Below are 15,673 nucleotides of genomic sequence, written 5' to 3'. Positions count from 1 at the left end.
TTTGTTTATAAACTGCCCAATTCACATTACATGGGAAATTTAAGGTGAAGTTCTTAAAATATTTTTTCATCTTCGTTTTTGCTTGCATAATTTTGGGAGCAGCCTCGATATATGGCATGTATAAATATGTCGAGCCTCAACTACCCGATGTCGCGACATTAAAAGATGTTCGTTTACAAACTCCTATGCAGGTCTTTAGCGCAGACGGAGAGTTAATGGCGCAATATGGCGAAAAACGTCGTTTGCCTCTTACCTTGCAGGAGATGCCTCCGCAATTAATTAATGCCTTTATTGCCACTGAAGATACGCGTTTTCGTGAACATCATGGTATTGACCCTATTGGCATCTCTCGTGCTGTTGTTGTTGCGTTAACATCGGGGCAAGCATCGCAAGGTGCCAGTACCATCACGCAACAATTAGCGCGTAATTTCTTCTTAACACCTGAGAAGAAATTAATGCGTAAAATCAAAGAAGCCTTTTTGGCTATCCGTATTGAGAAAGAGCTTACTAAAGATGAGATCTTGGCACTTTATCTCAATAAAATTTATCTAGGAAATCGCGCTTATGGTGTGGGTGCTGCTGCATATGTTTACTTTGGTAAAAGTGTGCATGATCTTAGCTTAAGTGAGATGGCTGTTATTGCAGGTTTACCTAAAGCCCCTTCGACACTAAACCCACTTTATTCGTATGATCGTGCCTTAAAACGCCGTAATTTAGTGTTACAACGCATGTTGGAAGAGAACTATATTACCCGCGAAGAGTATGACAGTGCTAAAGCTGAGCCCATTGTGGCTAAATATCACGCCCCACAAATTGATTTTTCAGCGCCTTATTTGACTGAAATGGTCAGAATGGAGATGTATCAGCGCTATGGCGAAAATGCCTATACGGATGGTTATAAAATTTACACTACAGTGATCCGTAAAGATCAATTAGCCGCTGAACAAGCGTTACGTAATAATGTTATTGATTATGATATGCGCCATGGCTATCGCGGTGCTCAAGAGGTGCTGTGGCATGCAGGGCAAACTCCTTGGGATGATAAAGCCATTAACGATAAGCTAAAGGGTATACAGACTTATGGCCCATTAATCCCCGCTGTTGTGTTATCCGCTGATGCTAAAGAAGCTCAGGTGGTATTAAAAAATGGTGATAAAATAACACTCGATTTAAAAGCGGTTCGTTGGGCGCGTAAATTTATTTCTGATACGGCCCAAGGGGCCACGCCGAGCAAAGTTGATGCTGTTGTACATGCTGGTGAGCAAATTTGGGTACGACAAAATAGTGAAAACGATTGGTTATTAGCACAGCTTCCTGAGGTTAATGCAGCTTTTGTCGCATTAGATCCACTTAATGGCGGTATTATTGCGCTGGTGGGAGGTTTTGATTTTGAATTGAGTAAGTTTAATCGCGTATCTCAATCGTTACGTCAAGTTGGTTCAAATATCAAACCTTTCTTATATGCGGCAGCATTAGATAAAGGGTTAACATTATCGACATTACTAAATGACTTACCTATTAGTCGTTGGGATGCGGGAGCTGGAACTGATTGGCGCCCTAAAAACTCACCACCTACTTACGCAGGGCCTATTCGTTTACGTCAAGGTTTAGGTCAATCTAAAAACGTAGTTATGGTGCGCGCTATGCGGGCGATGGGGGTTGATTACGCTGCAGATTATCTATTGCGTTTTGGTTTTCCTAATCAAAATATAGATAGAACAGAGTCATTAGCTTTAGGCTCACCTTCATTTACACCAATGCAAATGGCTCGAGGTTTTGCGGTAATGGCAAATGGTGGGTATCTCATTGAGCCATATTTTATTCAGCGTATTGAAAATGCTGATGGTGAAGTGATCTTTACTGCTGAGCCGAAAGTCGCTTGTCCTGAATGTACCGATATCCCCGTGATTTATGGTGATACTACGCGCTCTATTGCATTATCTGATGATTATATGGAAAACGTCGCACAATCTCAGCAAGCGCAACCGGCAGAAACGGCGCCTGATATTGAGTTAGAGCAAGCACCTCTTGCTGAAACAGTCAAAGAAAGCCCATATGCTCCTCATGTGATAAGTACGCCACTGGCGTTTCTAATGCATGATGCGTTAAGAACCAATCTCGTTGGTGAGCCGGGATGGTCTGGTACAGGATGGCGTGCATTGCGAGATTTAAAACGTCAAGATATCGGTGGTAAGACAGGAACGACCAATAGCTCTAAAGATGCTTGGTTCTCTGGATATGGTGCTAATATTGTGGCGACTGCATGGATTGGTTTTGATGATAGTAGTCGCAATTTAGGGCGAACTGCCGCAACGGGTGGTGAAGCGGGTGCCAAAACGGCACAACCTATTTGGAATGACTTTATGAAAGTTGCTTTAGAAGGTGTTCCTGTACAAATGATGCCGATGCCAAAAGGCGTTGTTGCTGTTCAAATCGATCGCAATACCGGTAAGTTGGCGGGAGATGGACCATCAATGAAAGAGTATTTTATTGAAGGCACTCAGCCAACAGAAAAAGCAAAAAGTGAAGTGGGTACACGGATCTTTGAGGATAATGGCGAATCTAACGAGCTATTTTGATTAATATAATGAATAAAAAGTTAGATTAAATAGCGATCTAACGAATAACTAAAGCGGGATAACAGATTGTTTTTCCCGCTTTTTGTTATCTAATAAATAGATATAGATACATCTCATCTTCCAACATGAAAATATTTCATGTTTTGTGTGTAAATCTATTTTGATCTCTCCACTCTTTCCCGTTATAAATAACTATCTAAACGTCTAGATGTCTAAATATATGTTGGTATATAGTATAAGTAGTCCCCTTGATAGCATAATAAAAACATTAAACTTAATAATAACAATAAGTTATAAATAATAAGAGTGACATGGTCGATTATTGGAGAGAAGATGAGAAAATTATTATTAGTGGTGCTTTTGGCCTGTACTTCATTGGTTTTAACCGCTTGCTCACCAGATGAAGGTGACAAACCGTTAAAAGTGGCAATTAATACAGGACCAGATCAGCAAATTTGGGATGAAGTTGTTAAGCTGGCAAAAGAAAAGCAGGGATTAGATATCAAGGTGATCACCTTTAATGACTACGTATTACCTAATGAAGCTTTGCGTAATAATGATGTTGATGTGAATGCGTTCCAAACCGTACCTTACTACGAAGCTCAAAGCAAAGAGCGTGGTTATCAATTTGAAATCATAGGTAAAACGTTTATTTTTCCTATTGCAGCTTATTCAAATAAAATCAAAACCATAGAGGCGCTTCCTGATGGTGCTACCGTCGCCATTTCTAATGAAGCAACCACCCTAGGTCGTAGTTTATTATTACTGCAGGCTCAAGGATTAATTAAATTAAAAGAAGGGGTGGGGTATTTACCAACGACACTTGATATTATTGAAAACCCTAAGAAACTTAAATTTGCAGAAATTGATACACCACAACTGACTCGTACGTTAAGTGATCCTAATATTTACCTTTCCATCATCAATAATAACTTCTCTTCACAAGTGGGGCTATTAGCCAAACGAGATGGTTTATTTATGGAAAATACCGACTCTCCTTATGTTAATTTGATTGTTGCCAGAGCCACAGACAAAGATAACGAACGATTAAAAAAACTCGTCGCGGTTTTCCAAAGTGATGAAATTTTGCAAAAAGCGCAAGAAGTTTATAAAGGTGATGCGGTGAAAGCCTGGTAACGCGCTATTTTCTAATAAAAAGAGACGATAGATATCAAGGCCTCCCTATTTGGTGGCCTTAATTTTATCTGGATATCGCGAGCCAATTATTATTTTGGACAAACTTGTTGCAAATAACGTTGTGCTAAAAAGAGTGCACTGACATTACGAGCTTCGGTAAAGTCGGGATGATCTAATAAGTCCATCATTTTGGCGATAGGCCAGCGTATTTGAACTAACGGCTCAGGCTCATCGCCTTCTAATTGTTCAGGATAGAGATCTTGAGCAATAACAATGTTCATTTTGCTGGAAAAATAAGAAGGCGCCATAGACAGTTTGGCTATTTCGGTTAAAGAGCCGGCACCATAGCCGATTTCTTCTTTTAATTCACGATTGGCCGCTTGTAAAGGGGTTTCACCTGCATCAATAGCCCCTTTGGGAAAACCAAAGTCATAATTTTCGATGCCAACAGCATATTCACGAATAAGGATCAGGTCATCATTGATGATAGGGACTATCATTACCGCTTCCCGGTTAGCGGGTTTCATTCGTTCATAAATACGTTTTTCGCCGTTGCTAAATTCCAGATTAACGGATTGGATCTGAAATAACCGAGAACGGGCAATGTTATCAATATTGAGTATATTCGGTTTTTTTAGTTCTTTCATAACAGCCCCTGATAGGAATAGAGATTAACCTGAATTTAACACATTAATGATAAAATAAATCCAACAATTAGATTTAGCTTTTTAGTGAAAATTGAGTACACTCCGCTACTAAACCCAGTTATTGATTGATTTTTTGGGAGTATTATTATTTATTGATGCGCTATTTTATCTGAAAATGGCATGGTTGGCGGATATAAAATTGATAATATATATAAATTATAACGCAACAACACAAATATAATTCATTGTATTTTAATAAAAAAATAGAACTAAAGAATAGGAATTGCCTTATGTTAGGTGGCATTTCAAATTTGTTATTGTTACTAAGCAACACCAGCATGAGTATGGGGAAAAAATGAGATTATCAGTCATTATATTGGCTATCTTCATGATTAGCCTATTTATAATGGCCGCCTTTCTATTCTTTAAAAGAAGGCGGCTTGATGGCTCATATCATCTTCCCTCCCTCGCCAAACCGACTTACCGTAAACTAACACAAGATGATTATGGGGTAATTAGTGACTATTTGTCCTATTTTGGCACCTCTAAGTTTTCTGCTGGGTATTCGTTACAAAACTTTCCTGAAATACCCACTAAAGGTGAAGTCGTTACGACACTGCGTAATATTGTTAATCGGTTTGCGGGATCATCAGAGGGGCTCAATCATTGGCGCTATTACATTGATGCGGTAGAGATCCATATTCCTCCATTACTGGTGCCTTATCTGCAACAAGAAAATGTCCTCGATATCGTTTGTACTCCTTCTATCCCCATTGTCATTGGTGTGAATGGCCATTTTCTTAAAGATGAAAAGTCACATTTTTCTGCGTTAAGTTTAAAACAACTTTCTGAACCCATACTGTCAAATGGCACTTCCACTATCCAGAAAAATGAAGGTGATGCGGCGCATTTATTACATATTCGCCAAGAAACCAACGAAGAGTATCGGTTACATCATTCTTCAGGTTTTTGGAATGGTTCGTTAATTTGCTTAGGGTTAATCTTATGGTTAACGGCATTAATGATGCCACAAGTCTTTCTCCCTTGGATAATGGCTGCGGGAGGGACTTTTCTTGTTTTAGGCTTGTTTCTTATTTATCGACCCATCATCAAATCACGAAAACAAGAAGTACACTGTTTTAAAGGGCGTTTAAAACGCTGGGGACTGTTTGGTAATTTTGATCATGGGCAGGTAAAAAATATTTCGTTGGGGGGAATTGATTTAGTTTATCCTCCACATTGGGAACCTTATATTCAAAATGATATTGATAAGGTGACCTATTTAGAAATGTATCCTAATCATCATGTTATCAAGCAAGGGCCTTATTTATCATTGCATGATGAAGAAAAAAACTATCCGTATAAGCGTTACATTAAAAATATTATCTTTGTTGTTTGTAGCCTATTTATTATAGGTATGCTGTATCTCTATCAACCGTTATCATTATCAATGAAGTTAACTTTTTCATGGATAAAAGAGAGTGAACCTCATTTAGTGACTAACTTTACGGAGTTAGAAACGGCCAAGTTGCATGTAGGGGATATTATTCAGGCCAAAGGTGTCGGAATGTGTTATATGCCTCCAAACCTTTCCAGTAAGAATAATAAAACAATATTTGCACCTTTTGATTGTTCGGGCATTTATTGGAACAACAGCAACCCAATGCCAATGCCTGAGTCTAGTACGATTGAAAAAGCGGCAGCATTATTATATTTGGTTGAAGAGCAGCTACACCCCGTTTCTAACAACCGTGTAAACCCAAGCTTAGGTCAAGCTATTACTAAATCTGGCATGAATCTTTTGGATAATTTTGATGGCATTATTTTGAAAACACAAGATTTATGCCCGAGAGAAAATGAATGTATTCGGCTTAAAATGGCCTTGGTAAACCTAAGTAATGTCAATGATTGGCCATCATTAGTTCAACGTGCAGAAAGTGGCAAATTAACAGGAACCAATGTTTTATTACGTGCTGTTAGCGCTGAGGCCTTGGAAAAGCTCGTTGACACCACCACATCATCTTTTATCTACCGAGAAATAGATAAGGCCGCAATACTGTTAAATAGTCCACCACCGGGTGGTGTGCTTTTAATCAGTGATGAAAGAAAACAGCTCGTTGATTATGCTTCAAATACCAATTCTGTATTTGAACCTACACCATTAGAGCAATGGCGAGAATTACAGCGATTATCTGATATTTTATTACACACACCTTTTAATACTGGAGGTGTAATAACGGGGATGGTAATTGATGCGAATGGCACGTTACAAATCTTTTTGCATAGCATGCCTGACTCAATGACCCTGTTATATTATATCGGTAATACGTTATTATTATTCTTCGCTATTGGATTTTTGATCCTGAATTTATTTTTTATCATCCGGCGCCGGCGACAAAATAATCAACGCATGCATAAAATCAGTCAATATTACGAGCACTGTTTTTATCGCCCTCCTCAGTAAGTTCCTTGTTGTGGAAGGCAATGTGTTTACTCTATCGCCTTCATGAAGAAGTTGAAGTTAAGGAGAGAAAGGGATGAGTCAACCATCGCAAGAAAGCGCTGTCCGTTTAGATAAATGGCTTTGGGCTGCACGTTTTTATAAAACGCGTGCCATTGCTCGCACTATGATTGAAGGGGGTAAAGTCCATTACAATGGTGTGCGAGGCAAGCCAAGTAAAAATGTTGAAGTTGGGGCTGAAATACGCTTACGACAAGGTAATGATGAACGGACAGTTACAGTCTTAATGGTGAGTGCACAGCGCCTAGGGGCGGCCCAAGCACAACTGCTCTATTGTGAAACACCAGAGAGTATTGCCAAGAGAGAAAAAATCGCTCTAGCAAGAAAAATGAATGCGTTAACGATGCCTCATCCCGAACGTCGACCTGATAAAAAGGAAAGACGCACCTTACTTCGCTTGAAACAGACAAATTTACCAGGATCGGATTAAACCGCTCCCCAGCAATGAGAGAAGATTATGTCTAAAAAAGACGCTTTATCACGCTTTTTATTTGAAAAAAGCGCGGTACGTGGTGAATTAGTTACCGTAACGGAAACCTATCAATCAATACTTGAAAATCATCATTATCCTGAGCCAGTTCAACACCTGTTAGGTGATTTATTGGTCGCGACAAGTTTGTTAACAGCTACGCTGAAATTTGATGGTGATATTACCGTTCAATTACAAGGTGATGGCCCAGTACGATTAGTGGTTATTAACGGCAATAATGAACAACAGATGCGCGGTGTTGCACGTTTTAGTGATGATGTTAAAGCCGGTAGCAGCTTAAAAGAGATGATGGGCAATGGCTTTATGGTTATTACCATCACACCTAAAAAAGGTGAGCGTTACCAAGGTATTGTAGCGTTGGATGGTGAAACGATAGAAGCTTGTATTGATAACTACTTTAATCAATCAGAGCAGTTACCTACCCGTGTCTTTATCCGCACAGGTCTGCAAGATGGAAAAGCGGCGGGTGCAGGTATGTTATTACAAGCCTTACCTGCGAGTGCAGAACATAGTGCTGATGAGACAGCAGAACACTTTGAGCTATTAACACAACTTACGCACACCATTAAAGCTCAAGAGCTGTTTACACTTGATACTAAAGAGATTTTACATCGCTTATATCATGAAGAAGATGTGACATTATATGATCCACAACCGATAGCATTCCATTGCACGTGCTCTCGTAAACGTTGTGAAGATACATTAGTAACATTATCTAAAGAAGATGTAGCTCATCTGTTACAAGAACAGGGTAAAATTGATATGGAGTGTGAATATTGCGGTGCTCATTATATCTTCACTGAAGAAGATATTAATAATATCAATAAATTATCTAGCTCTAATTTGCACTGATTCGATTTAGCAACGTAAATCACCCTAAAGGACGCTATTTTGCGTCCTTTTTTATTCAACAATTTTTCTGTAGATTTGTGCATTAGTTCTCGTTATTAACATAAAAAAAATATAAATTTTCAAAATATTGATAACAATCGCTGTTAATTAGTTGTAACACCTTAATAATGCTCATAGAAAAGCCTATTTATCAGGAGCAAAACTATGAACGTTAAAGGTCTTACCCCTAAGGATCTAGAGCAGTACGGTATTCATGACATTAGTGAAGTCATTTATAACCCTAGCTATGACTTATTATTTGAAGAAGAAACTAAGCCAGGATTAACAGGTTATGAGAAAGGTACATTAACCTCGTTAGGCGCTATTGCTGTTGATACGGGGATTTTTACTGGACGTTCTCCGAAAGATAAATACATTGTTCGTGATGATGTTACTCGTGATACTGTGTGGTGGGCTGATCAGGGCAAAGGTAAAAATGATAATAAACCACTCTCACCGCAAGTATGGGCTGATTTAAAATCATTAGTTACTGAGCAGCTATCAGGCAAACGTTTGTTTGTCGTTGATGCCTTTTGTGGTGCTAATGCAGATACGCGATTAAAAGTGCGTTTTATCACCGAAGTGGCTTGGCAGGCGCATTTTGTTAAGAATATGTTTATTCGCCCTACGCAAGAAGAGTTAGAAAATTTTACACCTGACTTTATTGTGATGAACGGTGCTAAATGTACCAATCCAAATTGGAAAGCGCAGGGATTAAACTCTGAAAATTTCGTTGCTTTCAACTTAACTGAACGCATTCAGTTAATTGGTGGTACTTGGTATGGCGGAGAGATGAAAAAAGGTATGTTCTCTATGATGAACTACTTCCTGCCATTAAAAGGTATTGCTTCTATGCACTGTTCGGCAAACGTTGGCGAAAGTGGTGATGTAGCCATTTTCTTTGGTTTGTCAGGGACAGGTAAAACGACATTATCAACAGATCCTAAGCGTAAACTGATTGGTGATGATGAACATGGCTGGGATGATGATGGTGTATTCAACTTTGAAGGAGGTTGTTACGCTAAAACTATCCATCTATCAAAAGAAGCTGAGCCAGATATTTACGGTGCCATTAAACGTGATGCCTTATTAGAAAATGTCGTGGTATTAGCAGATGGTAGTGTTGATTTTGATGACGGCTCAAAAACAGAAAATACCCGTGTATCTTATCCAATCTATCATATTGATAATATTGTCAAACCGGTATCGAAAGCGGGTCATGCTAAAAAAGTTATTTTCTTAACTGCCGATGCCTTTGGGGTGCTACCTCCGGTTGCTCGTTTAACACCCGAGCAAACTCAATATCACTTCTTATCAGGCTTTACTGCGAAACTTGCTGGAACAGAGCGTGGTGTGACAGAGCCAACACCGACGTTCTCTGCGTGTTTTGGGGCAGCATTTTTATCACTCCATCCAACACAATATGCTCAAGTGTTAGTAAAACGTATGCAGGCTTGCGGAGCACAAGCTTACTTAGTGAATACGGGCTGGAATGGTACGGGCAAACGTATTTCAATTAAAGATACTCGAGCGATAATTGATGCCATTTTAAATGGTGATATTGATAAAGCGGAGACTCAAACTCTGCCTGTATTTAATTTGGCGATTCCAACAGCGCTTCCTGGCGTTAATAGCGAAATTTTAGATCCTCGAGACACCTATGCGGATAAAGCACAATGGGATGTTAAAGCGGACGATCTTGCTGATCGCTTTGTGAAAAACTTTGATAAATATACTGATACGCCAGTAGGGCAAGCGTTAACAAAAGTGGGCCCTAAACGCTAGTTATTGGTTTTATTGATAAAAAATTCCCTGAGATGAAAGACATCTCAGGGAGTTAACAAGAAAACAAAGTGAAATAAATTGTTTGAGAAAAAGTGGCTTTAGGTTGGTAGCCCAACTATGCTGTTACAGGAGGTAAGTCAAACAGCAAGACTTCACTGTCTTCATCACCAACGAAATAGATAATATCTTCATTCGCGATGGCGATGCCATCACTGGTGGTCGCAATAATGTCATTAATTACTATCTTTCCTTTAACGACTTGCAACCAAATATTTCTTCCTGCTTCTGGCTGATATTGTGCCTCTTCTCCTTTTTTTAGGTTCCAACGCCACAGCGTCATATCTTGGAACACTTTTAACGAGCCATCACGTGCATCTGGTGACAAAATAAGCTGTTTACTCTCTGTGGTATTAAAACGACGTTGATCGTAACGTGGTGTAATACCGGTGGTATCAGGCATGATCCAAATTTGATAAAAATGCAGGCCTTTATCACTATTTGGGTTGTACTCGGAATGAGTGATACCTGTACCTGCGCTCATTATTTGAAATTCACCGGCGGGTACATTTTCTTTATTACCCATACTATCTTTATGCTCAATATTACCTTCAAGCACATAGGTTAAAATTTCCATATCTTTATGAGGATGGGTACCAAAACCCTCACCGGGCATCACTCTATCTTCATTAATGACGCGTAAGGCGGAAAATCCCATAAAGTTAGCATCGTAATAGCTTGCGAAAGAGAAGGTATGCCAGCTATCTAGCCAACCATGATTAGCGTGGCCTCTTTCATTTGCTTTGCGTAAATAAATCATAATGTGTTTCCTTCTCTGAAGTTGTTGAACACAGTTTACGCAATTAAGCTAAGTAAAAAAGCGGAGGAATTTAATCTGAGGATCCAAATAATTTGAATAAGAAAAAATAAAACAATCGAACAAACGCTAGAAAAGAAAAAGCCAGCACCCGGCTGGCTAAAGTAAAACACTGGAAGCAATGTGAGCAATGTCGTTCTTTCATATGACCCTGAAGGTGGTGCATCTGAAAGTGATTTAATGATAATAGTTCTCACTATCATTTGTAAAGTGTTTTTTTTAATCAAAACAGAAAAAAATAATGCCAATTTCGTTAACTCACTGATTAACGAGTTATTTTATTTTGTTTTTAAAAAAATCATTATAACCAATAAGTTAGCCTATACTTTGTGTGGTTATTTATAAAAATAACGCGCCTACTTAGTCATGTGTCGAGAGATCAATGCTTGGGCACAGGCATAAGCAGAGCTCCATGCCCATTGGAAGTTATATCCTCCTAACCAACCTGTGACATCAACCACTTCACCAATAAAATAGAGACCTGTTATCTTTGTTGCTTCCATCGTTTTAGAGGAGAGGTTACGGGTATCAACACCACCTAGGGTGACTTCTGCAGTGCGATAACCTTCTGTGCCATTAGGTAAAACAAGCCATGCTTGTAGCAACGTCGTTATTTGTGTAATACGTTCATTGCTAAGTTGAGCCAGTGAGGTATCAGGTAGTTGATTATTTTCAATCATTATCTCTATAAAACGCTTCGGTAGTAGGCGAGAAAGTGTATTTTTTAATAATTGATTCGGCTGTGCTTGTCGTTTTTCTTGTAAATAGCTTTCCAAGTCAGTATCAGGAAGTAAGTTAATGCTCACATTCTCTCCCGGATGCCAATAACTAGAGATTTGCAAAATAGCAGGACCGGAAAGCCCACGATGAGTAAAAAGAATATTCTCTTTAAATTGGGTGCCATTTTCAGCGGTGACAATAGCAGGGATCGCCACACCAGAGAGCGGGTTGAGTTGTTCAAGTTGTGGCTTGTGTAATGTAAAAGGGACTAAGCCTGCACGAGTGGGCAATACATTAAGGCCAAATTGTTGCGCAATTTTATAGCCAAAAGGGGTGGCACCTAAACCGGGCATTGAAAGTCCTCCGCTGGCAATCACTACAGAGGAGGCGGTTATTGTTTTCCCTCCTACCAAAAGAGTAAAGCCTTCGGCGGTTTTCTCTATTTGAGTCACCTCACTACGTAAGCGAATACTTACTTTTCCTTCATGGCATTCTGCGAGTAACAAATCAACAATTTGCTGGGCAGAATCATCACAAAATAATTGCCCTAATGTCTTTTCGTGGTAAGCAATATGGTGCTTTTGTACTAACTCGATAAAATCCCATTGTGTATAGCGAGCAAGTGCTGACTTACAAAAATGAGGATTATCGGATAAGTAAGCTGATGGCTCGATATACATATTGGTAAAATTGCAACGTCCACCACCAGACATTAAAATTTTTCTGCCGGCTTTTTTGCCATTATCTAAAACTAAAACAGATAATCCCGCTTGTCCTGCTAAAGAGGCACAAAAAAGTCCAGCGGCCCCTGCACCTATAATAACTGTATCGAATGATCCCACAATGATGTCTCGTTCTTGGTTGTCTCTGACTACTTAATCAGTGATCTTCGTGTAAAATCAGAGTATTTTGTAAAATTATATGGAGAAATCTGTATTTTTCACCTAAATTCGTATTTGCAAGCAAAAAATTTATCAGAAATTTACTTTTTTTTTATGTTTATTAATTAAATGATATATAAGGAATTATCTTAAAAACCCGTCATTTTCCTTGGTTATCAAATCAAAAAAAGGTTAAATTTCGCTTCCACCGTTCGCATTTGTCGCTGATAATGCGCCGCGTTCATGTCCAACTAACTGGCTTAACGTCTATGCTACATTTGTTTACTGACCTGGAATTTCATACAGGTTTAATGTTGGTTTTAGCACTGATTTTCGTGCTATTTTATGAAGCCATTAATGGCTTTCATGATACCGCAAATGCGGTAGCAACTGTTATTTATACTCGTGCTATGCGTGCGCAATTTGCGGTCGTGATGGCGGGTGTATTTAACTTCCTTGGAGTTTTGCTCGGTGGATTGAGCGTGGCTTACGCTATTGTTCACTTATTACCGACAGATCTTCTGCTAAATGTGAGCTCGGCTCATGGCCTTGCCATGGTTTTTTCGTTGCTGTTAGCTGCCATTATCTGGAACTTAGGTACATGGTATTTCGGTATTCCAGCATCCAGTTCACATACGCTGATAGGTGCTATCATTGGTATTGGTTTAACAAATGCTATCGTGACAGACTCGTCAATCGTTGATGCATTAAACATACCTAAAATGATCAGTATCTTCCTTTCTCTTATCCTTTCCCCAATTATTGGCTTGGTGATTGCTGGCGCGATGATTTTCTTGTTACGTCGCTATTGGAGTGGCACGAAAAAACGTCGTCGTATCCACCTAACCCCTGCCGAACGTGAGAAAAAAGATGGTAAACGCAAACCACCATTTTGGACTCGTACCGCGCTGATTTTATCTGCGGTAGGGGTGAGTTTCTCACATGGTGCGAATGATGGTCAGAAAGGTATTGGTCTTATCATGTTAGTTTTAATTGGTGTCGCCCCAGCAGGGTTTGTCGTCAATATGAATGCTAGCGGATACGATATCACTAAAACTCATGATGCCGTTGTACACTTACAACAGTATTATGAGAAGCATCAACCAGCTCTACAACATGCGATTGAAAATACCCCGGTAGTATCAGCACAAGCTGATCCTAACGACACGGATTTTCATTGTAATAGCGCAAGAACGCCAATTGTTCTCAATCAAACAGAACAAATGTTGTCTGGTATTAGCTCTTATGATGAGCTGAGTGCAGACCAGCGTGCTCAAATGCGTCGCTTACTGATGTGTATTGCTGATACAGCTACGGAAGTTGCTAAACTACCAGAAACTAGCGCCCAAGATGCACGGTTCTTAAAAACATTGAGTCGTGACCTGCTAAATACAGTGGAATATGCACCAATTTGGATCATTATCTCTGTGGCTTTAGCGCTCTCTATCGGGACAATGGTAGGTTGGAAACGCGTTGCGGTCACTATCGGTGAGAAGATTGGTAAGAAAGGTATGACTTATGCACAAGGTGTTTCTGCTCAGGTGACTGCGGCAGTTTCTATCGGTGTAGCAAGTTATACAGGTATGCCAGTATCAACAACACAAGTGTTATCATCTGCGGTTGCAGGTACGATGATTGTTGATGGTGGTGGGGTGCAGACCAAAACCGTGAAAAATATTGCGCTGGCCTGGATCTTAACATTACCAGTGAGTATTGCTTTATCCGGTGTGCTTTATTGGATTTCACTTTCACTGCTGGTGAATAGCTGATAATAATAAGCATCCTAATAGTATTGAGAAACGGTGACTAACTCGTCACCGTTTTTTTATCCCTATAAAACCTACCAAATAATCATGGCGATCAAGCTTGCTACAGCAAGAATACAAAAGCGACTTACTAGGTAGAATTGTCGATAAATCCGTTCACAACGCATAATCACTTCAGGATCATGGTGGTTAGTATATTGGCGTTGATTTATATATCGAATAAGTCTTAACTGTTTTGAAAATTGACCATGCATAGTGAAAAATCCATTCCCATCGACAGATTGGTAAAGTAATGGATCAGATTGGCGCAATATGGTGAGTAATACCCGAATTGATGAGAAATAACGCATCATATTAATCAGGCAAAGAATACACAACGCCCAAAAGATAACAATGACACTAAACATAATCCCCTCCCTAGAATAGCTGATTCTGAGATGAGAAAACCTTTTGCATTTACATGGAAAGGTTAATTTTTCTCTTATTTAAGTCTAGGTGATATTAAGCAAGAAATAAAAGCGAGTTGTTCAAGTTGTTCGCTTTTTCAAAAAAATGATTAAAAAATAACTCTAATAGGGTGTTTTTATTGTGCCTTGTGCATTATTCACATTAATATGTGGATATTGTCGAAGAACGACTCCTCACTTATTTAAAATGGTGTATATTGTTGTTACCGATAGATGCTTTCTTTGATGGTATTTGCACTAAGTTGTGATCAAGGCAACATCTAACTTTCATCATAAAACGTTATATTTAATGTAAAGGATATAGGCGTAATAGCCTTTCCGACCGATTAATCAGCTTATGGAAGGAGTTTACGATGGCTTATAAGCATATTCTAGTTGCAGTTGATTTATCCCCTGAGAGCAACGTCTTGGTGCAGAAAGCTGTATCTATGGCAAAACCCTATAATGCCAAAGTTTCCTTAATTCACGTTGATGTTAACTACTCTGATCTGTATACCGGTTTAATTGATGTTAACCTTGGTGATATGCAACAACGCATCACTGATGAAACACGTAATGCACTAAAAGATCTCTCTGATAACTCAGGTTATGAGATCCAAGAAACACTCAGTGGTAGCGGGGATTTAGGCCAAGTTCTTGTTGATGCAATTAAAAAATACGATATGGACTTAGTGGTTTGTGGTCATCACCAAGATTTCTGGAGCAAATTGATGTCATCAGCACGTCAACTAATTAATACCGTTCATGTTGATATGTTAATTGTTCCTCTGAAAGATGATGAAGAGTAATCAACTGATTATTTAAGCAAAAAAAATGCCTGCTTATGCAGGTATTTTTTTGTCCAAAAATCCTGATTTTATTAGCCTTTAGTGAGGTCAAGCTTTTTTTTTTGTCTAATTGTAAAAAAAATGTCTT

General features: G+C 39.1%; 13 protein-coding genes. 9 read left to right on the top strand and 4 right to left on the bottom strand.

The window, feature by feature from the left end; all coding sequences use genetic code 11:
* The first annotated feature begins 44 nt into the window (after nt 1–44).
* On the top strand, nt 45–2,579 hold the full coding sequence (gene mrcA, locus AACV01_RS17675; protein ID WP_012368592.1) for a peptidoglycan glycosyltransferase/peptidoglycan DD-transpeptidase MrcA: 2,535 nt from the start codon (nt 45–47) through the stop codon (nt 2,577–2,579).
* A gap of 333 nt (nt 2,580–2,912) precedes the next feature.
* Nucleotides 2,913–3,716: a MetQ/NlpA family ABC transporter substrate-binding protein gene (locus AACV01_RS17670; RefSeq protein ID WP_020946459.1), complete on the top strand. Its 804-nt coding sequence runs from the start codon at nt 2,913–2,915 to the stop codon at nt 3,714–3,716.
* Nucleotides 3,717–3,805: 89 nt separating this feature from the next.
* Here AACV01_RS17670 and nudE read toward each other — a convergent pair whose 3' ends face one another.
* A complete protein-coding gene (nudE, locus tag AACV01_RS17665; protein ID WP_004246647.1) occupies nt 3,806–4,363 on the bottom strand; it encodes an ADP compounds hydrolase NudE in 558 nt (185 codons plus the stop codon).
* A 355-nt stretch (nt 4,364–4,718) separates the two neighbouring features.
* On the opposite strand from nudE, the gene umoB reads away from it, so the two are divergent.
* The 4 genes from umoB to pckA all read left to right on the top strand — a co-directional run bounded on the left by umoB (nt 4,719) and on the right by pckA (nt 10,050).
* Nucleotides 4,719–6,827, top strand: a complete 2,109-nt coding sequence (umoB, locus tag AACV01_RS17660) for a flagellar biogenesis regulator UmoB (protein WP_161682245.1) — start codon at nt 4,719–4,721, stop codon at nt 6,825–6,827.
* Nucleotides 6,828–6,900: 73 nt separating this feature from the next.
* On the top strand, nt 6,901–7,314 hold the full coding sequence (hslR, locus tag AACV01_RS17655) for a ribosome-associated heat shock protein Hsp15 (RefSeq protein WP_004246651.1): 414 nt from the start codon (nt 6,901–6,903) through the stop codon (nt 7,312–7,314).
* A 27-nt stretch (nt 7,315–7,341) separates the two neighbouring features.
* Nucleotides 7,342–8,226 (top strand): Hsp33 family molecular chaperone HslO, encoded by an 885-nt coding sequence (gene hslO / locus AACV01_RS17650; RefSeq protein ID WP_004246652.1) that lies wholly within the window; start codon nt 7,342–7,344, stop codon nt 8,224–8,226.
* Nucleotides 8,227–8,430: 204 nt separating this feature from the next.
* Nucleotides 8,431–10,050: a phosphoenolpyruvate carboxykinase (ATP) gene (pckA, locus tag AACV01_RS17645; protein WP_004246655.1), complete on the top strand. Its 1,620-nt coding sequence runs from the start codon at nt 8,431–8,433 to the stop codon at nt 10,048–10,050.
* Nucleotides 10,051–10,165: 115 nt separating this feature from the next.
* Here pckA and AACV01_RS17640 read toward each other — a convergent pair whose 3' ends face one another.
* Entirely contained in the window at nt 10,166–10,867 is a 702-nt protein-coding gene (locus tag AACV01_RS17640) for a pirin family protein (protein ID WP_049197418.1), read from the bottom strand.
* Between the two features lie 180 nt (nt 10,868–11,047).
* Between AACV01_RS17640 and AACV01_RS17635 the strand changes: the two genes are divergently transcribed.
* Entirely contained in the window at nt 11,048–11,269 is a 222-nt protein-coding gene (locus AACV01_RS17635; protein ID WP_004249847.1) for a hypothetical protein, read from the top strand.
* 11 nt (nt 11,270–11,280) lie between these two features.
* Here AACV01_RS17635 and AACV01_RS17630 read toward each other — a convergent pair whose 3' ends face one another.
* Nucleotides 11,281–12,486, bottom strand: coding sequence for an NAD(P)/FAD-dependent oxidoreductase (locus AACV01_RS17630; protein WP_060554965.1), 1,206 nt, complete (start codon nt 12,484–12,486; stop codon nt 11,281–11,283).
* A gap of 308 nt (nt 12,487–12,794) precedes the next feature.
* Between AACV01_RS17630 and pitA the strand changes: the two genes are divergently transcribed.
* Entirely contained in the window at nt 12,795–14,294 is a 1,500-nt protein-coding gene (gene pitA / locus AACV01_RS17625) for an inorganic phosphate transporter PitA (protein ID WP_004246659.1), read from the top strand.
* Between the two features lie 71 nt (nt 14,295–14,365).
* On the opposite strand, the gene uspB is transcribed toward pitA, so the two are convergent.
* Nucleotides 14,366–14,698 carry a universal stress protein UspB gene (gene uspB / locus AACV01_RS17620; RefSeq protein ID WP_004246660.1) on the bottom strand — a complete coding sequence of 111 codons (333 nt, stop codon included), beginning with the start codon at nt 14,696–14,698 and terminating at the stop codon, nt 14,366–14,368.
* Between the two features lie 413 nt (nt 14,699–15,111).
* On the opposite strand from uspB, the gene uspA reads away from it, so the two are divergent.
* On the top strand, nt 15,112–15,546 hold the full coding sequence (gene uspA / locus AACV01_RS17615; protein ID WP_004246661.1) for a universal stress protein UspA: 435 nt from the start codon (nt 15,112–15,114) through the stop codon (nt 15,544–15,546).
* Nucleotides 15,547–15,673 lie beyond the last annotated feature (127 nt).

It is taken from the genome of Proteus sp. G2609 (assembly GCF_963896135.1).
GTDB lineage: Bacteria > Pseudomonadota > Gammaproteobacteria > Enterobacterales > Enterobacteriaceae > Proteus > Proteus mirabilis.
This window is presented reverse-complemented; position numbering and strand designations above follow the sequence as displayed.